Annotated in this window: 16 protein-coding genes; 4 read left to right on the top strand and 12 right to left on the bottom strand. The window is 59.2% G+C overall.

Annotated features, from left to right (window positions below):
* Positions 1–147: 147 nt before the first annotated feature.
* Positions 148–1,281, bottom strand: coding sequence for a site-specific integrase (locus HU752_RS11275; RefSeq protein WP_186680722.1), 1,134 nt, complete (start codon positions 1,279–1,281; stop codon positions 148–150).
* A 103-nt stretch (positions 1,282–1,384) separates the two neighbouring features.
* On the opposite strand from HU752_RS11275, the gene dusA reads away from it, so the two are divergent.
* Positions 1,385–2,395 carry a tRNA dihydrouridine(20/20a) synthase DusA gene (gene dusA / locus HU752_RS11270; RefSeq protein WP_186680724.1) on the top strand — a complete coding sequence of 337 codons (1,011 nt, stop codon included), beginning with the start codon at positions 1,385–1,387 and terminating at the stop codon, positions 2,393–2,395.
* Between the two features lie 182 nt (positions 2,396–2,577).
* Here the strand turns inward: dusA and rssC are convergent, their stop codons facing one another.
* Together rssC and rssB are read right to left on the bottom strand one after the other, a co-directional pair.
* A complete protein-coding gene (rssC, locus tag HU752_RS11265) occupies positions 2,578–3,060 on the bottom strand; it encodes an anti-sigma factor antagonist RssC (RefSeq protein WP_017127881.1) in 483 nt (160 codons plus the stop codon).
* On the bottom strand, positions 3,060–4,241 hold the full coding sequence (gene rssB / locus HU752_RS11260; protein WP_186680726.1) for a two-component system response regulator RssB: 1,182 nt from the start codon (positions 4,239–4,241) through the stop codon (positions 3,060–3,062). The genes rssC and rssB overlap by 1 nt, the downstream gene beginning before the upstream one ends.
* Before the next feature lie 274 nt (positions 4,242–4,515).
* Here rssB and HU752_RS11255 point away from each other — a divergent pair, with 274 nt between their 5' ends.
* On the top strand, positions 4,516–4,812 hold the full coding sequence (locus HU752_RS11255) for a PilZ domain-containing protein (RefSeq protein WP_186680728.1): 297 nt from the start codon (positions 4,516–4,518) through the stop codon (positions 4,810–4,812).
* Between the two features lie 158 nt (positions 4,813–4,970).
* On the opposite strand, the gene HU752_RS11250 is transcribed toward HU752_RS11255, so the two are convergent.
* Positions 4,971–5,657: an MlaA family lipoprotein gene (locus HU752_RS11250; RefSeq protein WP_186680730.1), complete on the bottom strand. Its 687-nt coding sequence runs from the start codon at positions 5,655–5,657 to the stop codon at positions 4,971–4,973.
* A gap of 197 nt (positions 5,658–5,854) precedes the next feature.
* Here HU752_RS11250 and pcrP point away from each other — a divergent pair, with 197 nt between their 5' ends.
* The gene (gene pcrP / locus HU752_RS11245) at positions 5,855–6,463 is read left to right on the top strand and encodes an HAD superfamily inactivated hydrolase PcrP (protein WP_186680732.1); all 609 of its coding nucleotides are present in this window, start codon (positions 5,855–5,857) and stop codon (positions 6,461–6,463) included.
* A 122-nt stretch (positions 6,464–6,585) separates the two neighbouring features.
* Entirely contained in the window at positions 6,586–6,849 is a 264-nt protein-coding gene (locus HU752_RS11240) for a DUF4404 family protein (RefSeq protein WP_186680734.1), read from the top strand.
* Positions 6,850–6,925: 76 nt separating this feature from the next.
* Here the strand turns inward: HU752_RS11240 and HU752_RS11235 are convergent, their stop codons facing one another.
* The 8 genes from HU752_RS11235 to HU752_RS11200 all read right to left on the bottom strand — a co-directional run bounded on the left by HU752_RS11235 (position 6,926) and on the right by HU752_RS11200 (position 19,123).
* Positions 6,926–11,785, bottom strand: a complete 4,860-nt coding sequence (locus HU752_RS11235; protein WP_186680735.1) for an NAD-glutamate dehydrogenase — start codon at positions 11,783–11,785, stop codon at positions 6,926–6,928.
* 370 nt (positions 11,786–12,155) lie between these two features.
* Positions 12,156–13,010, bottom strand: coding sequence for a hypothetical protein (locus HU752_RS11230; RefSeq protein WP_225920116.1), 855 nt, complete (start codon positions 13,008–13,010; stop codon positions 12,156–12,158).
* Positions 13,000–14,424 (bottom strand): rhamnosyltransferase WsaF family glycosyltransferase, encoded by a 1,425-nt coding sequence (locus HU752_RS11225; protein ID WP_186680737.1) that lies wholly within the window; start codon positions 14,422–14,424, stop codon positions 13,000–13,002. Before HU752_RS11225 ends, HU752_RS11230 begins: the two co-directional genes overlap by 11 nt.
* Positions 14,421–15,146 carry an ABC transporter ATP-binding protein gene (locus tag HU752_RS11220; protein WP_186680739.1) on the bottom strand — a complete coding sequence of 242 codons (726 nt, stop codon included), beginning with the start codon at positions 15,144–15,146 and terminating at the stop codon, positions 14,421–14,423. The genes HU752_RS11225 and HU752_RS11220 overlap by 4 nt, the downstream gene beginning before the upstream one ends.
* Position 15,147: 1 nt before the next feature.
* Positions 15,148–15,927, bottom strand: coding sequence for an ABC transporter permease (locus HU752_RS11215; RefSeq protein WP_186680741.1), 780 nt, complete (start codon positions 15,925–15,927; stop codon positions 15,148–15,150).
* A 37-nt stretch (positions 15,928–15,964) separates the two neighbouring features.
* On the bottom strand, positions 15,965–17,314 hold the full coding sequence (locus tag HU752_RS11210; RefSeq protein ID WP_186680742.1) for an ABC transporter ATP-binding protein: 1,350 nt from the start codon (positions 17,312–17,314) through the stop codon (positions 15,965–15,967).
* Positions 17,304–18,122: an ABC transporter permease gene (locus tag HU752_RS11205; protein WP_225920115.1), complete on the bottom strand. Its 819-nt coding sequence runs from the start codon at positions 18,120–18,122 to the stop codon at positions 17,304–17,306. Before HU752_RS11205 ends, HU752_RS11210 begins: the two co-directional genes overlap by 11 nt.
* A gap of 80 nt (positions 18,123–18,202) precedes the next feature.
* Positions 18,203–19,123 (bottom strand): glycosyltransferase family 2 protein, encoded by a 921-nt coding sequence (locus HU752_RS11200; RefSeq protein ID WP_302471900.1) that lies wholly within the window; start codon positions 19,121–19,123, stop codon positions 18,203–18,205.
* Between the last annotated feature and the right edge of the window lie 182 nt (positions 19,124–19,305).

Genomic DNA, 19,305 nt, shown 5'->3' with positions numbered 1-19,305 from the left:
TCCGGTATGGATGCAGTAACGAAGTTTTTTTTTCGATGACCTGGAAATTACGCGCGCCCAGTGACCACTGCTTCTTGGGCAAGGTGGCGACATTCCTGCTGGAAGGTAGTTTTTGTGAGCTGCTGCTCTTGGCTGTGGATTCAACCGCTACGCCGGCAGTTGTTCAACCCGAGCACCGAGGGTAACTGACGCATGGATAACCCTATCCATCCACTCCCAACTCTTGAAACGATCACCCCGCCCTCGCAAATGGGTGTACCGTCGCAACGAGTTCCAATCTCGATGACCAGACACACTTGAAACCCTCGGAATATCCCAGTCCATTTCAAACAGCCGGCTCACCCCTTCATGACGCAAATCATGAAAGTGTAGATCTTCGATTCCAACCGTCCTGCACGCCCTGGACCACGCAGTGCCGATTGAGTCCGTATTGTATGGGAAGATCTCGGGGCACTGTCGCGGCATGCTCTGCACAATCTGCCAGGCCTCATCCGGTAGATGGCACCAGACATCATTTCCGATTTTCTGTCCGGGGTTTTTCATATCCCGAACTTTTACTGCGTGCTGGTACTCGTCCAGATCATCCCAGAGTATGCGAGTGATCTCGTCCATACGCCGAGTAGAGAAGATCGCAAACGCCATGACCTTGGGCATGTGAATCGCGGTAGGTCGGCGCTTCAATACATCGAAGAAATGCTCCAGCACCTTGTTAAGCTCATCTAGCGTAGGGCGCCGATCTCGCTCGCGACTCTTCATGTTGTAGCCGAGCCGCTTCAGCACGAGACGAGCATCAGGCATCGCCTGCGGATCAATCTCATACCCCCAAGCGGCCCTGGCCAGGGACAACACCGAGCCCAAGTGAGCCATGTCATTGCCAGCAGTCTGAGGCTTGACTGAGCCGCCCTCGGGCCCCATGCGCCAGAGCGCGTAATCCACTAGCACCTGTTGAGTGATGTTGGAGTCGACCAGTTCACCCAGGTAGCTGTTCTTGATGGCATTGAGCGTCCGCCGCTTGGTCTCTCCTAACGGTCGAGCTTTCTCGGCTTCGACTAGGTAGCTGTTGATCATCTGCTTGACCGTGTGACCAGTGCGGCTAGCCCGCTCGATCGCTCCCGGCTCTGCCAGCTCAGTCTCCCGTCGCTTAGCCCATGCCTGAGCAGCCTGCTTACGGGCGAATGTCTGGGCTTCGGTGTAGACTATGACACCCTTTTTCTTGAGGCGGATCTGGACGGTGTAGCTGACCGTTCCATCGGCCTTTTTCCTTGCTCTGATCGTAGCCATAATTTTCGGTGGTACAAAGCTAATTGGCGGTGGTACATCGTACCACTCTCACACCAAAAACGCCCTAAAACCCCCGAAATTGGTACAAAACGCGTATACCAAAATGCCCCCAGAAATCGCTTCACATCCGCTAAACACAAGGCCTGAGCCCTCTCGTCGCTTCAGCGTGGCGCCGATGATGGACTGGACTGACCGCCATTGCCGGTACTTCCTGCGCCTGCTCTCCAGGCACACCCTGCTCTATACCGAAATGGTCACCACCGGTGCCATTCTCCATGGCGATCGCGAGCGGTTCCTGCGCTACAACGTCTCCGAACACCCGCTCGCGCTGCAGCTGGGCGGTAGCGTTCCGGCCGACCTGGCGGCCTGCGCGCGCCTGGCCGAGGAAGCCGGTTATGACGAGGTGAACCTCAATGTCGGCTGTCCGAGCGATCGGGTGCAGAACAACATGATCGGCGCCTGCCTCATGGGCCACCCGCAACTGGTGGCCGATTGCGTGAAAGCGATGCGTGATGCGGTGTCGATTCCGGTGACGGTCAAGCACCGCATCGGGATCAATGGCCGGGACAGCTACGAAGAGCTCCGCGATTTCGTCGGCAAGGTCCGCGAAGCCGGTTGCGCAAGCTTTACCGTGCATGCGCGGATCGCGATCCTGGAAGGCTTGTCGCCCAAGGAGAACCGCGAGATTCCACCTCTGCGTTACGACGTGGCGGCGCAGTTGAAACGGGATTTCCCGGCGCTGGAGATCGTGCTCAACGGCGGGATCAAGACACTGGAACAGTGCCAGGAGCACCTGCAGACCTTCGACGGGGTGATGCTGGGGCGCGAGGCCTATCACAACCCGTATCTGCTGGCCGAGGTGGACCAGCAGTTGTTCGGCAGCACGGCGCCGGTGATTTCCCGGGCCGAAGCGCTGGCGCAGTTGCGGCCCTATGTGGCTGAGCATATTGCCAGTGGTGGCGCGATGCATCATGTGACGCGGCATGTGCTGGGGCTGGGGACCGGGTTCCCGGGGGCGCGGCGGTTCCGGCAGTTGCTGTCGGTGGATATTCACAAGGCCAAGGACCCCCTGGCGCTGCTGGATCAGGCCGGGGAGTTGCTGGAGGGGCGCTGATTGCCGCCCTGGGAGTCAGTTGGGACGGTGTCATCGTTCATCGTTCATCGCCAGCAAGCCGGCTCCCACTGAAAAGCTCGCGCCACCGGACATTGCACACTGGCCTTTGACCGGGCCAGCGCAAAAAGGGCGGCATCCGTGAGGATGTCGCCCTTTTTTGTACGCCTTGAGGCGTCAGTGGCTCAACTGCGCTCCAGCGCGTTCACCAAGTCGTGAAACGCTTCGCGGTTGGAGTCGTTCAAGCCCATCAGGATCTTGTGCGCTTCCAGCACCTTGACCCGCACCACTTCTTCCGACTGGTCCTGCGATGGCAGGTCGGTCAGGCATTCCGGGCACGGAATCGGGCGGTTGACGATGTTGAACACCTGGTCGAAGCCCATGGACTGCAGCAGGCGGGTAATGTCGTCATGGACGGTCACTACGGTCGGCAACAGGCCGACCTTCTGCCGCGACAGGATCGACAGCTTGGCCAACAGGCCCAGGGTCGTGCTGTCGATGCTGCGGGTTTCGGTCAGGTCGATCACGATCGCAGTAAAGTTCAGCGCTGTGAAGATCTTCTCGATCGTGGCATCCAACGCTGAACAGAGGGTCAGGCGCACTTCACCCACGAACTTCAGAACGAAGGTGCCATCCTGCTCGGCGAATTGGATTCTACCGGTACTCATCAAAGGTTCCTGCTCAACACTAACAGGGCGATATCATCCGGCATCTCCCCTAGCGTGGCCAATCCAAAAACCTGGCGCAAGCCATCCAGGCTGCCACCGGCTGTTCTTACCAACTCAGGCAAGGCAGCCTCTTTCTCTTTGAGTGTATCTTGTTGCAAAAGGTCCAGAATGCCATCAGACATAAGTGTAAGACTGAATGTCGGAGGCAGTTCCAGAATATGGTCCTCGTAGGTCGCCTCGTTGAACAGGCCGACCGGAAGACCACGCCCTTCCAGGTAACGCACGCTGTCCGGGGTGTAGAGCACCGGCAGCGGTAGATGGCCACCGATGCTGTAGGTCAACAGTCCGGTTTCCTCGTCGATCACACCACCGACCATGGTCACGTGCTTGCCCAGCTTGCAGTTGATCAACCCGCGGTTGATATGGCCCAGCACCTGGGAAGGCTTGAACTCCGGCAGGGTGCCGTTGCGCTTGGACTCGAACAGCAGTCGGGTGGTCATGAACTTCAGCAGCACGGTGACGAACGCCGATGAGGCACCGTGGCCGGAGACATCCGCCAGGTAGAAAGCCACCCGCCGCTCATCGACCCGGAAGTAGTCGACGAAATCGCCGGACAGGTACAGGGACGGGATGATCTGATGGGCAAAGTGGAAGTCGTCGATGCTCCACGGGCTGACCGGCAGCATGTTCATCTGCACCTGGCGCCCGGCATTCTGGTCTTCCTGCAGCAGGTGCAGGCTGGCCTCGAGCTCGCGATTGGCGGCTTCGAGCTTCTCGCGGTAGCGCTGGTTTTCCAGCAACAGCCGCGCACGATCCAGGGCCCGGCGCACCGAGTGCTCCAGCACGGCGAGGTCTTCGAGAGGCTTGATCAGGTAGTCCGCTGCGCCCAGGCGCAGGGCCTCGACGGCATCGTTCATGACACCAGCGCCCGAAACCACGATCACCGGGGTCTGCGGCGCCAGGTCGGAAACCTGGCGGATCAGTTCCAGGCCGCCCATCTGGGGCATGCGCAGGTCACAGATAACGAGGTCAGGCCTTGCTTGCTCGAATACCTGAAGTCCCTGCAGGCCGTTGCTGGCTTGCAGGACGCTGAATCCGCTGTCTTCCAAGTAGGCTGCAAGGCTTGCGCGCACTACTTCGTCGTCATCTATTATCAGCAGCGTGGCACTGGTTTTCTGCATGTGGGCAAACGGCGCCAGAATTAGGTTGGCGTAGACAGCAGGGCCCGGGGCCCGCTCGTACTACTGGATTCGCTTTCTAGCCTCTCCGGTTCGAGCGACCGAACGATCAGGTCCGGTGCATCGGTATCAGAGGTGCCCTTCTAAGGCGCAGACGGTACTCCCATCCGCCGGGCGTTTCAAGCTCATGCCGATGGTCGCTTGAGGTCTTTACACCTCAAATCACCGGGAGTTATAAGAAGTGTGAAAACCACAACAGAATCGAAGGACAGAGTCGATGAGCCAAACCGATCGTGACTACACTGAAAAGCGTGATTACATCCGGATGCGCGTCGATGCCGACGTGACGCTGATCCATGCCGGGCTGGAGATTTCGGCGGTGTGCGTGGACCTTTCCAGCAGTGGCATGCAGGTGGCCGCGCCACGGGCGTTCAAGGCTGGCGATACGTTGCTGGTGCGGATCGAGTCCGATCATCCGTCGTTGAAGGGACTGGAAGCGGAGACGGAAGTGGTGTGGGTCAGAGATCAGGATGGCGGGCAGCGGCTGGGGTTGCATATTCTCAAGATGAGCTGAGATCGCGAAGGATGGCCGCCTGCGGCGGATCGCCAGCCAGCGGAGCGCCGCCCGGCCGTCTCCCACACCAGCAACCGTCGTCCACGGCACACGGTGTTTTCAGGCGGGCATGAAAAAGGCGACTCTGGGAGTCGCCTTTTCGTTTGCCGGGCCGAAGACTAGAAGTCGTCGACGACCTTGCCGTCCTTCACCTTGAACTCGCGGTTCTGCAGGTAGGCGTTGCGGATGAAGATGTACTTGTCGCCGCTGATCAGCTTCTCGCTCGACAGCAGGCTGGCACGGGTGTCGATCAGGTTCAGGCCGAAGGTGATGTTGCGCGCCGGCACGTCGTGCATGTAGCGGTAAGGCACGGTATAGCTGTCGACCAGCTTGGACGGCGCATCACGCAGGGTGCTCGGGCCGAAGAACGGGATGACCACGTACGGGCCGCTATTCACGCCCCAATGGCCGAGCGTCTGGCCGAAGTCTTCGTCGTTGCGCTGCAGCCCCATTTTGGTGCCGACATCGAAGAAGCCACCGAGGCCCAGGGTGGTGTTGAACAACAGGCGTGCGGTGTCGACACCGGCCGCCTGGGGCTTGAATTGCAGGATGTCGTTGACCAGGTTACCGACGTCGCCGAAGTTGCGGAAGATGTTGTGAATGCCGTCTTCCAGGAACTGCGGGGTCACCGTCTGGTAGCCTTGAGCCAAGGGTTTCAGGGCATAGGTGTCCAGCGTGTCGTTGAACTTGAAGATTGGACGGTTGACGCTTTCCCACGGATCTTCGTCCGCCGCCTGCGCGGCAAATGGCGCCAGCACCATGCTGGCACACAAAGACACTTGAGCTAGACGATCGATCCAGCGCATAAAAAGAAACTCCTTGAATGAAACGGGATACGGGCGCCATGCCCTGATAATTGGGGTCAGTATAAAGCGGATACCCGCATTTAGGCACTATGACCCAGACAAGTCCTACAAAGAATTACAAGTGATGCTGACAGCTGCACGTCATCCTACTGTCATGGCAACGCCTTATCCTGCGAAGTCATTTCAAGGACGCTGCCATGCCACTCACCGCCGCCGCACCATTGCCCACGCCCACCGCCCTGCTCTTCGGCCTGACTGGCTGCCTGGTGGACTTCGGGGCACGCGTCCGGCACGGCCAGCGTCCGGATGAGCACAGCCATGCCACCCCTGGCGCACTGGAAGTGTTGCAGGATCTGCAACAACTCGGCATCCCCTGCGCCTGGATGGATGAGCTGCCCCACGAGATCAGCCAGCCACTCGCCGCAACGCTGCCAGACTGGGTGAAACCGGCCGGTGTCGCCAACGACACCCACTGGCCATCACCGAACGCCTGCTGGCAGGCACTGATGGAACTGGGCGTGCCACAACTGGAAGGTTGCGTGCTGGTCAGTGGCGAACCCCGCCTTCTGCAATCGGGGCTCAATGCCGGGCTCTGGACCATCGGCCTGGCCTCCTGCGGCCCACTGTGCGGCCTGGCGCCGGTGGAATGGCAGGCGTTGAGCCGCCAGGAACGCGAACGCAAGCGCGGCAAGGCCACCGTCGAGCTGTTCAGCCTCGGCGTGCATTCGGTCATCGACCACCTGGGCGAGCTGTCCACCTGCCTCGCCGACATCGCCCAACGCCGTCTCAAGGGCGAGAAACCCTGACGCGTCGATCTTGACCGGGATCAGGCACGAATCGCCACGGTGGATTACTCTGAAAGTCAGGCACCGACCTTTCTTGTCGCGACAAGGTCTATGCCAGTGACTCTCCATAGAAGGAAACCACCATGCCTGCCCGCGAACTGCAAGAACAACTCAACACCCTGCGCGAGCAACTTGAACAGAACCCGCCGCTGTCCGAGGCCGAGCGCGCCCACCTGCAGGACCTGATGCAGCAGATCGAGCTGCAGTTGCAGCTGGAAAGCGCTACCCAGGACAACAATCTGGCCGACGGGGTGAACCTGGCGGTCGAACGTTTCGAACTTGAACACCCGACGATTGCCGGTACCCTGCGCAATATCGTGCGGACCCTGGGCGACATCGGTATCTGAAGCCCCGAATCGAACCCGAAAAAAAGCCCCGGCTCTCACGAACCGGGGCTTTTTAGTTACAGCTCATTTCAGGCTATTACAGCCCTGTCTGGCCACTCAGGGCCAGGTCCATCAGCTCACGGTTGGCCACCGCGTACATGGCGTAGTCGGTGCCACTGGCGGCACGGATTTCCACCAGCATCGCACGCCAGCGATCGGCCATGCTCGCGTTCTGCTCCAGCCACAGGGCCACGCGGGCCTCCATGTCCTGCGGGGCATCGGCCAGCTTGAGCACCGAGATGGTGATCGCACGCTGCTGCCAGTCGACGTCGTCGCGGAACGCCTCGCGGGCCTGGGCCTGCCAGTTGTTGGCCACGCGCAGGTCGCTGATCTGCTGGGAGTACCAGGTCAGGTCCAGGGCACTGCCCACCGCGAAGTAGGCCTTGGCCACTTCGGCGGCGTCGTGACCGGTCACGTCGGCAGCCTCGATGATCGGCAACAGGGTGTACAGGTGCGTGGTACCAGCCACCATGCGCGCCAGCAGTTCCGGTACTCCGGCCTTGACGTAGGCCTGGTAGCGGGTCTGCCAGAGCTCGCGGGTCGGGCCTTCCAGCAGTTCGTCGAGCTTGAGGCCCAACGCCGCCAGGTGCGGACCGAAGTGCGCGACGTCACGGGCAGCATCCTGCTCGTTGCGCCGGCTGCGCAGGAACCAGCGCGTGGCGCGACGGCCCAGGCGCATCAGCTCGTCCATCAGCTCCAACTGGGTCTCGGCCGAGACCTTGTAGTCCAGGGCCTCGATCTGACGGAACCAGTGCGGCAGGTGGAAGATGTCCCGCACGATCACGTAGGCACCGGCGACGTTCGCCGGGCTCATGCCGGTGGACTCCTTCAGGCGCTGCACGAAGGTGATGCCCATGTGGTTGACCAGGTCGTTGGCGATCTGGGTGCTGACGATTTCGCGCTTCAGGCGGTGACGGCGCATGGCATCGGCGAACTTGCTCACCAGCATCGGTGGGAACGCGGTTTCCATGTCGCGGGTCAGGTAGTCGTCATCCGGCACCTTGGAGTCGAGCAACGCGGCCTTGAGGTCGATCTTGCTGTAGGAGATCAGTACCGACAGCTCGGCGCGGGTCAAGCCCTGGCCGGCGGCGACGCGCTCGGCCATCTGTTCTTCCGACGGCAGGAACTCGATGGCACGGTCCAGCTTGCCACGGCCTTCCAGGTCGCTCATCAGGCGCTTGTACTCGGCAATCCGGTCGTAGGCACGCCGGGCCGCCAGGGACAGGGCCTGGGTCTGCTTGTAGTTGTTGCCCAAGACCAGGCCGCCGACTTCGTCGGTCATGCTGCCCAGCAACTGGTTGCGCTGCTTCTCGGTCATATCGCCAGCCTGCACCACTTCGTTGAGCAGGATCTTGATATTCACTTCGTGGTCGGAGCAGTCCACGCCACCGGCGTTGTCGATGAAGTCGGTGTTGGAACCACCGCCATTGAGGCCGAACTCGACACGACCAAGCTGGGTCATGCCCAGGTTGCCGCCCTCGCCCACCACCTTGCAGCGCAGTTCGTTGCCGTTGACGCGCAGGGCGTCGTTGGCCTTGTCGCCGACGTCGGCGTGGCTTTCGGTGCTGGCCTTGACGTAGGTACCGATACCGCCGTTCCACAACAGGTCCACCGGCGCCTTGAGCAAGGCGTTGAGCAGCTCGGTCGGGGTCAGCTTGTCGGCGCTGATGTCGAAGCGCTCCTTCATCTGCGGCGAGATGGTGATGCTCTTCGCGCTGCGCGAGAAGATACCGCCACCCTCGGACATGATGCTGGTGTCGTAGTCCGACCAGGCCGAACGCGGCAGGTCGAACAGGCGCTTGCGCTCGGCGAAGCTGGACGCCGGTTCCGGGTTCGGGTCGATGAAGATGTGCAGGTGGTTGAACGCCGCGACCAGCTTGAGCTTGTCGGACATCAGCAGGCCGTTGCCGAACACGTCACCGGCCATGTCGCCGATGCCGACCACGGTCACGCTGTCTTCCTGGACATTGATGCCACGCTCGCGGAAGTGGCGCTGTACGCCCACCCACGCGCCCTTGGCGGTGATGCCCATCTTCTTGTGGTCGTAGCCGGCCGAGCCACCGGAGGCGAAGGCGTCGCCGAGCCAGAAGCCGTAGTCGATGGCGATGCCGTTGGCGATGTCGGAGAAGGTCGCGGTGCCCTTGTCGGCGGCGACCACCAGGTACGGGTCATCGTCGTCATGGCGCACGACGTTGGCCGGTGGCACCAGCGCGCCATCCTTGAGGTTGTCGGTGATGTCCAGCAGGCCGGAGATGAAGATGCGGTAGCAGGCGATGCCTTCGGCCGCGATCTCGTCACGGCTGCCGCCCAGCGGCAGGCGACGCGGCAGGAAGCCACCCTTGGCGCCCACCGGTACGATCACCGAGTTCTTCACCTGCTGGGCTTTTACCAGGCCCAGGACTTCGGTACGGAAGTCTTCCTCGCGGTCCGACCAGCGCAGGCCGCCACGGGCGACGTTGCCGAAGCGCAGGTGCACACCCTCGACCCGTGGCGAATAGACGAAGATCTCGAATTTCGGCACCGGCTTGGGCAGCTCGGGAATCGCGTGCGGGTTGAACTTGAAGCTGAAGTACGACTTGTTCTGGCCGTTGGCGTCGGTCTGGTAGAAGTTGGTCCGCAGGGTCGCCTTGATCAGGTCGAGGTAGCGACGCAGGATGCGGTCTTCGTTCAGTACCTGAACGTCGTCCAGGGCGGTCAGGATCGCCTGCTCCAGGCGCTGCTGCTTGTCGTCGAGGTCTTCGGCGCTGAGCTTGCGGGCCAGGTAGAAGCGGGTCTTGAACAGCCGGGTCAGCTCGCGGGCGATATCGGTGTGGTTGTTCAGGGTGCTGGCGATGTAGCCGAGGTCGAAGCCCAGGCGGATCTGCTTGAGGTAGCGGGCGTAGGCACGCAGCAGCGCCACGTCGCGCCATGGCAGGCCGGCAGTCAGCACCAGGCGGTTGAACGCATCGTTCTCGGCATCGCCACGGACGATGTGGACGAAGGCGTCCTGCAGGGTGTCGTTAAGCTGCTGGATGTCCAGGTCCAGGCCTTCGGCGGCGGTGAAGGCGAAGTCATGGATCCAGAACTCGCGGCCGCTGGTGTGGCGCAGGCGGTACGGGAACTCGCCCAGCACGCGCAGGCCGAGGTTTTCCAGGATCGGCAGCACGTCGGACAGTGCCAGCGGGTTGTCGGCGTGGTAGAGCTTGCAGTGCAGCTCGCGCTGGCCGGACACCTGGCCCAGCGGCTGGTAGAAGCTCATGACCAGCGGATTGGCTTCGGTCAGGCTCAGCAGGTGCTGCATGTCGACCACCGCCGAATGCGCGGCGAAACGCTCGCGATAGCCGGCCGGGAAACCTTTCGGGAAGTCGGTCAGCACGTTGGTGCCGTGGGCTTCGCCGAAGCTCTCGACCACCAGGCTGGCGTAATCGTCCTGCCAGCTGCGGCAGGCCTGGATCACTTCCTTCTCCAGCAGCACCGGGTCGATATCCAGGCGGTTCTTCGGGTCGACCCGCAGGATCAGTTGCACACGGGCCAGCACGGATTCGGAGAAGAAGGTCCAGAACTCGCAGTCGCTGGCCTTCAGGCGATCCATCAGGACCTGCTGGATCTTCTGGCGGACTTCGGTGGAGTAGATGTCACGCGGCACATAGGCCAGGCAGTAGCAGAAGCGCCCGTACGGGTCCTTGCGCAGGAACACGCGGATCTTGTTGCGTTCCTGGATCTGCACGATCGACATCACGGTGCTGAACAGCTCGTCGACCGGAGTCTGGAACAGGTCATCACGCGGCAGCACCTCGAGCACCTGGGCCAGCTCCTTGCCCAGGTGGGCCTTGGACTGGAAGCCGGAGCGGCGCTCGATTTCCTCGACCTTGCGGCGGATGTACGGAATCACCCGCACGCTCTCACCGTATACCGAGGAGGTGTAGAGACCGAGGAAGCGGCATTCCTTGACCACCTTGCCATCGGCGTCGATCACCCGCACGGAAACGAAGTCCGGGTAAGCCGGGCGATGTACGCGGCTCGGGTGCGCGGCCTTGGCGAACGACAGCGGGGTCGGTTCGGCCAGGTAGGCGACGGCGTAGTCCTCGATGCGCAGGTCATCGGCGGTGAGGCCGGCGCGCAGCAGCTTGGTCAGGCCGAGGAAGGAGTTCTGGTCATACTCGATGTGACCGCCGTCCTGGTCGCCCTGGACCACGAACTCTTCATAACCGAGGAAAGTGAAGTGGTTGTTCACCAGCCATTCGAGGAAGCTCTTGATCTCGGCCTTCTCGTCGGCGGCGATGGTGAACTGGCTGTTGTCGATGCCCTGGATCAGCTCCTGGACCTTGGCCTTCATCGGTTCGAAGTCGGCAACCGCGACCCGCACCTCCGCCAGCACCTGTTCCAGTTCCTTGGACAGCACGTTCAGTTCGGCGGCGTTGGCGCAACGGTCGATTTCCAGGTACATCAGCGATTCGTTGAGAATCCCTTCGCCCTGGGTGCCTTTTGGCAGGATTTCCAGCAGCTCGCCCTTGCTGCCGCGGCGCACGCTGAGCACGGTGGTCTGCAGGGTGTGGATGCTGTAGCCACGGCGGTTGAGTTCGGTGCGCACCGAGTCCACCAGGAATGGCAGGTCGTGGTGCAGGACTTCCACTGCGGTATGGGTCGATTGCCAGCCATGGCGTTCATAGTCCGGGTTGTAGACCCGCACTTGCGGCTGGGCGTGGTCGAAGCGCTCCAGCAGGCGCCAGGCTGACAGGGTACAGCCGGCGAGGTCGGAGAGTCGACGCTGGGTCAGTTCGTCCAGGGAAATGATGCCGAAGAACTGTTCAGCAAACAGCGCCACTTGTGGCAGTGCCTGCTCGCTGATGTGCTGCGCCAGTGCCGCTTTCAGTTGATGCTGGAAGTCGGCCTTGCTGGCTGCGGTGAAGAACGCCATCTGTGGTACTCCGCTTGGGCTTTGTTATATAGAGAGAAGCGTCGCGAGTTTTCCCCAAAAAAGGGGACCTTCATCACTGGGCAGGTGTAGCTTGGGCAGTGCGCAGTGACAGGTTGATGATGCTGATCGCGACCCAGGGGTCACATCCACGTTCGAAGAGTAGCCTCTTCCACGGCCACCGCCCGGTTTTGCGGGTCGGGGCCGGGGAAAAACTATCCGTTGCGAAGCTTAACGAGAGGGTCGGCACGCGTTCTTGCGACGCTGCGACATATTCGGACATTGACAGGCAACATCCAGCGGGCACAGGAATTTCTCACCCGATCGCTGGCGTGTCCGCGCGCCCCAGATCAAGCGCAGATATTGGCAACAGTCAGCTTTCGCGTTTGCCATCCCCCTGAAGGCCGGCAATCTCATCGTCCAGCGCCTGCCTGAGATTATGCAGCAGCGCCAGATAGTTCATCGGATCACGGGCATGATCGAGAAACCAGGCCTTGCAGCCGCCATACCTGAGCTCATCCAGCTGCAATTGGTTTTCGACAAAATCGCCCCTGGGCAATTCACTGCGGTTGGGGCCCGCCCCTTTTTTCAGAAAAGCCACACCGGGGTAGACATGCAACGCCTCGATCTCCCAGTCCGGAATCAGTGCTTTCATCTCCTGGGAAAGCAGGTTGTTCCGATTGATGATATCGATGGCCTGTTTAAGCCAGCGCACAGGCGTATCGAGGAAATCCTTGGCCAGGGTCGAGCCGTCATAAACGGGCCAGTAGGACGTAAAGTAATCCTCGAGAATGTAATATCCTCCGGCCACTACTCCGGTTATCAGATTGAACAGGCTGGTCAACTGATCGCTGCGCCTGTGGCTGCCATCGTCGATGATGATGTCGAATGGACCGTGTCGTTTCATGAAACGATCCAGTGCGAGCGGATCACCCTGGTCGACAACAAAGGTACGGATCCTGTCGCTGTCCAGGGCGCTTTTATCGTAGATGTCCAGGCCATGGACCCTTGCCAGAGGAAAAACCTCAGCCCATAGCTTCAGTGAAGCACCGCCCGGGTCTGCGCTCTCTCCACCCACGCCGATTTCCAGCAGTTTGAACGGGCGCCCTACGTAATCGCGCAGGTGAGTCGCGTAGAAACCCTGGTAGTTGTGCGGGACCACCTTGTCACAACCATATTTGATACCGACAGCACGGAGACACTCCTCGAGGTCTTTTTCACTTTGCATCGGCAAAAACCTCCCGGATGAATACTCGATGTTTTTCAGTCCAGGTTTCCGCCCAGGACCTGGGCCAATTCACTGCAGCATTTTCATAACGGGACTGAACATCATCAGTACGCCTGACGCCCTCGATGAGGGCCGAGGACAATTGATGCAGATCAGGGTGCACCGCAATGATGTTCCTCGATATATCGGAAAGATAATCCGGGGTCTTGGTGGCAAAGGTATTGGTGACGACAATGGCCCCCGAAGCGGCAAGGTCCATCGGGATCAGACTGGGGTGTGGTGAGGACATCAGCGTCAGGCAGAGATCGAAGGTCTTGGTGACCGCCTCATATTCATCCAGAGGCATTCTGGGCAACTGCACCACCTCCACTCCCTCAGCCAAGCGAACCGAGGCATTGCCGATGCCCATACCGTAGAACTCCCAGTCCCCTCCATCGAATGCCCCTTTCTTGAACGCATCGATCAAAGCCAGCGCAGCCATTTCGAACATGTTCCGGTTTACCGCAGGGCGACTGTAGAACACAAACCGCTTGCGCCCCCTCCTCTTTTGCTCATGAAACTCTTCCTGCGCATAAATCGAAGAAGAGCAGGCATTATCAAAGCTCATCGACTGCAAGGCCTGCCGCTCAGGAATGATGGCGTTGCTCTTGAGATACTCCAATAGAGCACTCGACGACGACAAGGTGTGGTAATTGAAATCGTAGGAATTTCTGGAGATACAATACTGACTGTTGAACGGATGAAAGGCCGCCTCAAAATCCTGAATCAGATAAAGAAATGGACGCGCCCCCGTCATTTGGGCAATTTTGTTGGCAAAGTAGGCACTATACCAGACGGTAGCGACGCAGTTATCTCTTGGCGAAACCCTCAATGGTACGATCCGCGAACCTATGTACTCGATCTCCATCAATTCGAAGAGGCTTTCCATCGAGGGAAACTTCTTCAAAGATTCCCGAAACTCCTCTTCGACATAATAGAAGTTATCAAACAGCACCAGGCGAACGCGATAGCCCTGCTGCGCAATAAACATCGCCACATTGAAAACACCAAAAAAACCCGCAGAGATAGTATTGATCGTAAAGGCAGGCACCAGCACATTTATACGCACGGGGGCCTGCTCATCGACAACCACCTCTGGCAAATCATAAGCCCTGTTGACCATCAGATTGAGCAAATGCTCATCATAGAGTTGTGGTCGTTCGAGCTCCGACTTTTCCTGTTCGCGCATCAAGGCGGACAATGGAAGGAACACATTCGCCGCTTTCAGCAGGTAATAGGCCAACCTGACCCGCGAAGAAAGACCGGATAGCGGCCGCCCCTCACGCAAGCTTGCCAAGGCGAGCCGGCAGGCATATGGACCCAATATCTCGAATGCGGTCACTTTGGCAATCCTGAAAATTGCAGCCTTACTCATACCCTCTCCTTGATCGACTCGATCGCCACGATGCTGCCCGATTCGAGCCTGATGGTTTTATTACAGAACTTGTTAAGCAACTCCTTCGAATGCGAGGCCATGACCACTATCTTCGAACTGTGCATCATGTTTTCCATACGCTGCCGCGCCTTCTCCTGGAAAGATTCGTCGCCAACGCCGAAGACTTCGTCGATCAGCAGGATGTCACTGGAATAGAGGGTCGAGATGGCGAATATCAGCCGCAGTTGCATACCCGAGGAATAGGATCGGATCGGCAGATCCAGATAGCCGCCCAATCCGGAAAACTCCTCGATCTCGGCAATGTCCTGCTGCACCTTGCGCAACGGAAAACCGTAAAGCCGCGCCAGGCGATCGATATTCGCCCGCCCCGACAATTCATGGTCCATACCGACGCCAAGCTCGAACAGGGCACGAACGCTACCTTGCAGATGGCGAGTACCGCTGGAAGGCGTATAGATTCCGGCCAGCGTCCTGAGCAGGCTGCTCTTGCCTGAACCATTGTGACCGACCAACCCCACTCGGTCGCCATCGACCAGCGTGAGGCTGATGTCTTTCAATGCCTGGATATGAACCGTGTGGGAGTTATCACTGGAGATACTTCCTCCGGTGCTCATCCTGACCAACTGCTTTCTGAGTGACGCACCCGCCTCGGTAATAACCGGGAAGCGCAGAGAAAGATCCTTCAACTGTATGGATGCCATATCAGACCCAAAAGACAATGTGTTTTTTATGTCGCCCAAAAACCACGACAGCCAGAACCCAGCCAGCCAGGCTGAAAATGGCCATGCTCAAATAGTCGAAAGTATCGACCGGCAATGAAAGCAGCGGATTCTTTACCAGGGAAAACAGCGTGGCGATGGGATTGAAGGCAAACCAGGAAAGACTGGAAACAACATCGGATTTCTTATAGAGAATCGGCGTCATGAAGAACAGAATCGGCATCAAGGCGTCGATGCACGGCCCGAGATCCCGGAACCTGGCGCCCAGAGTAGCGATCAGCAAGGCCATCCACCAAAGGTTCACGATGACCAGCAGGAGACCAAGTAACGCCCTGGAAAAGTTAATGGCCGTTGGAAAGCCGTATATGCAGAAGACAATCAGCACAATCGATACATTGTGCGAAAAGTTGATCAGATGCTTGGAAAGCAGACGCAGTATATGCAGTGACAGTGGCAACGAGTAATTCCGAATGATGGCGGACTGATTGACAAAGCAATTCGACGACTCGGCAATGACCCCGGAAATCATGAACCACAGGACCAGGCCCACGGCGAGATTGGGCAACATCGTCCGCAGCTCCAGCCCCATGACCGCACTCCATACCAGGCCCAACCCGATGACCCCCAAGCCGGTACCCAGGGTTATCCACCAGGGCCCCAGCGTACTTCTCGCATAACGCGCCCGGGTGTCGCTCAGAGCGAAACTCAGCCAGATATCCCGCCTGGAGGCCGCCGCCAGCAGATCCCTGAGTCCCTCCATCATGGGCGGTTCCTTCTCGTCGATGAATGCATGGAGTTCTTCACAGGCCACCCATGTTCAGGCCGTTGTCCACGAGCGCAATGCCGCGCGCCTCCTCCGCCAGAGGGTCATGATGCGATCGGATCAGCAGCGCCTCGTCACACCAGTGCAACTGCCGATGATCGTTGCGCTCGCCATCGGCAATGGCGACCTGAATGACATAGTCGCCCCTGGCCAGCCTGGGCATGAGGAACTCGAACTCCACCGTCAGCCAGGCACCCGCCGCCGCGGCACCCGGCTTGCCCATGGGACCGGTACAGACGTGATCACCGAACAGGGTCTGCCCCAGGGAGTCCTTGACGGAAAACCCGATGACGGGGCGTTCCGTCTGAACATGCACCTGCGCCTCGACCCGCAGAGCGACCCGTTCGCCACCGGACACCCAGGTGAGTCCGACACCGGCAAGATCATTGAGGCCGACGCGAACGATGCGGGCCTCCCATCCGCCGAATGTGCCGGAAGCGCCGGGATCAAAACGGAACACCTGCAGGTCGGCAACTAGGCCACGAGCGTTGATCTCACCGATACGTCGGGCCGGCCCCGACGAAACCCCAGGCCCGAATGGCGTGGACGGTTGCCCCTCTTCATCAGTATCTGAGCGCCGCCCAACCTTCGTCGAAACCGCCAGATCATCCCTATAGGCCCCACAGACCGCGCCAGGCTCTCCGAGCTGCCTTCGCGTACCCCGGTCCAGCCAGATCACCCTGTCACACAAATCGATGATCGCCGCCGTATCGTCGCTGACCACAATCACCGAATTCCGCTGCTTGAAACCATGAAGAAAACGCAGGCACCGCTCGACAAAGCAGCCATCAGCGATCGCCAGCACTTCGTCGATCAAGAGGATATCGGCGTCGACATGGGCAATAACGGCAAATGCCAGGCGCACGTGCATACCCTTCGAATAGGTACTCACCGGTTGCTCCATGAAGCCGCCGATATCGGCAAAGGCGGCAATAGCGGAAAACCGCTGATCGATCTCGTCCTTGCCCAGGCCATGCAGGGTGGCGACCATATAGACATTTTCGCGCCCCGTGAGCCGGGGATTGAAGCCGGCCCCGAATTCCAGCAGCGCAGCCACACGCCCATTGACGAAAACGCTTCCCGAGGTAGGGCTCAGGGTCGTACAGATAAGTTGCAACAGCGTTGACTTGCCAGCCCCCTTACGACCGACGACACCAATCGCCTCGCCCCTGTTCATTTCGAACGAGACATTCTCCAGCGCCCTGAACTCACGACAGGGAAAGCCGTGCGCCAACGGCAGCATCTGCAGCAACCGGTCGCGGGGCCTGCCATAGCTCCGGTAACACTTTGACAGCCCCTCGACACACAAGACGATCTCAGAGGACATCGGCAAATCCTCCGCGAGCTCTCTGAAAAAACACCAGGCCGAACCAGGCCACTCCAGCACTGGCCAATACCGACAACGACCAGGTGGAGAGATCCGGCAGCCGCCCCCAAAGCATCACCTGCCGGGTGTTTTCGATCACCAGGGTCAACGGGTTGAGATACATGAGGTCGCGCCAGGACTCAGGCACCGCCTCGATCGGATAGAAGATCGGCGACAGAAACAACAACGCCGTCAGCAATACGCCGACCAACGGTCCCAGATTGCGCAGGTAGGTACCCAGCGAGGCCAATATCCAGGACACCCCCAGAGTGAAGAGCAGCAATGGCAATATCACCAGAGGCAACAACAGCGAACTCAAGGGCGGTATCTGAAAAAACAGTGCGCAAAGGATCAACCAGGCGCAGAGGTTGATCAGGAACTGAAGGGCCCCACCTGCCAGCAGCGCCAGCGGTAATACCTCAAAGGGGAAAACGATCCGCTTCACGTAGTAGCTGTGGGCAAGCACCAACTGTGGTGATCGAGCAATGCATTCGGAAAAAAGACTGAAAACAATCAGGCTGATGAAAAGAGTCAGGGGAAAAGAAAAAGGCAAAGTGCCATCAACGCTCCAGTTGGACTTGAGCACTACACCAAAGACAAACGTATAGACAGCCACCATGAACAGCAGATAGACCGACGACCCTAGCAGTTTCAAAAGCGCCCCATGACAACGCCTGGCAAGTTCATGCCGAACCAACATCAGTATAAGATTTCGCTGGTGCCACAGCCCTCTGGACATATCTCTCGATTTGCTCGTGAGTGGATGCATGCAATGAAACCCCTGACAATAGGAAACACCTGAGTTGCAATCAGGTCAGACAGAAACCGGAGGAACGCGAAGACAGCAACTCAGATCTTTCTGATCAAGGCTGCAAACATCAGCCCCAGATTTCCGCCGGTTGTCTGCCTGCGCACACCGGAACGCCTGATAGCCGAGAGCCGGTAAAACAACGGTTGCTCGCGAGCGGTCTTGAAGAGAGACAGTATTTCGACGTTGCTTCTATCCAGTCGATGCCCCATCAACTCCAGCGCCTGGATGTTCTGCCGGTTCCACTCATGAAAACGGCCATGGATCAACAGGCGTATCCGAGAGAGACGAGCCAGCCAACCGGCATTGCTGCCGACCAGGTTGGCCTTGTGCTGGCGATAGAGCGTCCTGGGCTGGGGATCGTAGAAAACCACCCCGTTACGGGCACCGGATACCAACTGGTAGGCCCACCAGTCATGGGAAGGGATGCACACGTCCGGCCCCGCCTCGCGCAGCAGTTCACGAGCGGCATGGTTGAACACCATGGTGTTGCCACCGCCGATGCTCTGCACCAGGGCATTGGCAAAATCCGGGGGCTGGGAGAAACGCGGGGACCGGCCGGTGCCGATACCCAACTCCGAGATCAGTTGGGTACGACCGCAATACAGCGCCGGAACCTGTTCGGGAATACCCTGCAGCCACATCAGCGCAGTTTCGAGCTTGTCTTCGTTCCAGATATCGTCCTGATCCGACCAGGCATAAAAATCGGCCTGAACTTCGGGACGAAAGGTCAACGATAGGAAATTGGCGACAAATCCCTTGCGCGGTCCGGAAAATACTTGCAGGCGTCCTACCGGCCAATCACCAGCACAACTTTCGACTACTTCCAAAGTGGCATCACTGGAGCCGTCATCGGATACCGCCAGACTCCAATTGGAGTGACTCTGGCGTTCAAAGGAGTTGATCTGCTCGGCCAGGAAGCGCTGGCCATTATACGTGCACATCAGGATCGAGACTTTCAAGGCCTTATTCCTCCGTTAGAAGATTTCCAGGAAAATCTTGAACCGGACAACGCGGAAACTCGGCTTGGCGATGATTATCAAGACTTCGACACATATCGTCTACTGTCAGAAATGACAGGTCTATACGAGAACTCTGAACACTTCATGGAATGCTGGAAGTTCAAGCCAAGATACTTCCTACA

Origin of the sequence: Pseudomonas vanderleydeniana, assembly GCF_014268755.2 — a bacterium.
Lineage (GTDB): Bacteria > Pseudomonadota > Gammaproteobacteria > Pseudomonadales > Pseudomonadaceae > Aquipseudomonas > Aquipseudomonas vanderleydeniana.
This window is presented reverse-complemented; position numbering and strand designations above follow the sequence as displayed.

Coding starts and splice junctions, on each gene's coding strand:
- HU752_RS11255 (WP_186680728.1), top strand. CDS start 4,516: ATGAGCCAAACCGATCGTGACTACACTGAAAAGCGTGATTACATCCGG.
- HU752_RS11215 (WP_186680741.1), bottom strand. CDS start 15,927: ATGATGGAGGGACTCAGGGATCTGCTGGCGGCGGCCTCCAGGCGGGAT.
- HU752_RS11230 (WP_225920116.1), bottom strand. CDS start 13,010: ATGCAAAGTGAAAAAGACCTCGAGGAGTGTCTCCGTGCTGTCGGTATC.
- HU752_RS11250 (WP_186680730.1), bottom strand. CDS start 5,657: ATGCGCTGGATCGATCGTCTAGCTCAAGTGTCTTTGTGTGCCAGCATG.
- rssB (WP_186680726.1), bottom strand. CDS start 4,241: ATGCAGAAAACCAGTGCCACGCTGCTGATAATAGATGACGACGAAGTA.
- rssC (WP_017127881.1), bottom strand. CDS start 3,060: ATGAGTACCGGTAGAATCCAATTCGCCGAGCAGGATGGCACCTTCGTT.
- HU752_RS11235 (WP_186680735.1), bottom strand. CDS start 11,785: ATGGCGTTCTTCACCGCAGCCAGCAAGGCCGACTTCCAGCATCAACTG.
- dusA (WP_186680724.1), top strand. CDS start 1,385: ATGCCCCCAGAAATCGCTTCACATCCGCTAAACACAAGGCCTGAGCCC.
- HU752_RS11220 (WP_186680739.1), bottom strand. CDS start 15,146: ATGGCATCCATACAGTTGAAGGATCTTTCTCTGCGCTTCCCGGTTATT.
- HU752_RS11275 (WP_186680722.1), bottom strand. CDS start 1,281: ATGGCTACGATCAGAGCAAGGAAAAAGGCCGATGGAACGGTCAGCTAC.
- HU752_RS11240 (WP_186680734.1), top strand. CDS start 6,586: ATGCCTGCCCGCGAACTGCAAGAACAACTCAACACCCTGCGCGAGCAA.
- HU752_RS11225 (WP_186680737.1), bottom strand. CDS start 14,424: ATGAGTAAGGCTGCAATTTTCAGGATTGCCAAAGTGACCGCATTCGAG.
- HU752_RS11210 (WP_186680742.1), bottom strand. CDS start 17,314: ATGTCCTCTGAGATCGTCTTGTGTGTCGAGGGGCTGTCAAAGTGTTAC.
- pcrP (WP_186680732.1), top strand. CDS start 5,855: ATGCCACTCACCGCCGCCGCACCATTGCCCACGCCCACCGCCCTGCTC.
- HU752_RS11205 (WP_225920115.1), bottom strand. CDS start 18,122: ATGCATCCACTCACGAGCAAATCGAGAGATATGTCCAGAGGGCTGTGG.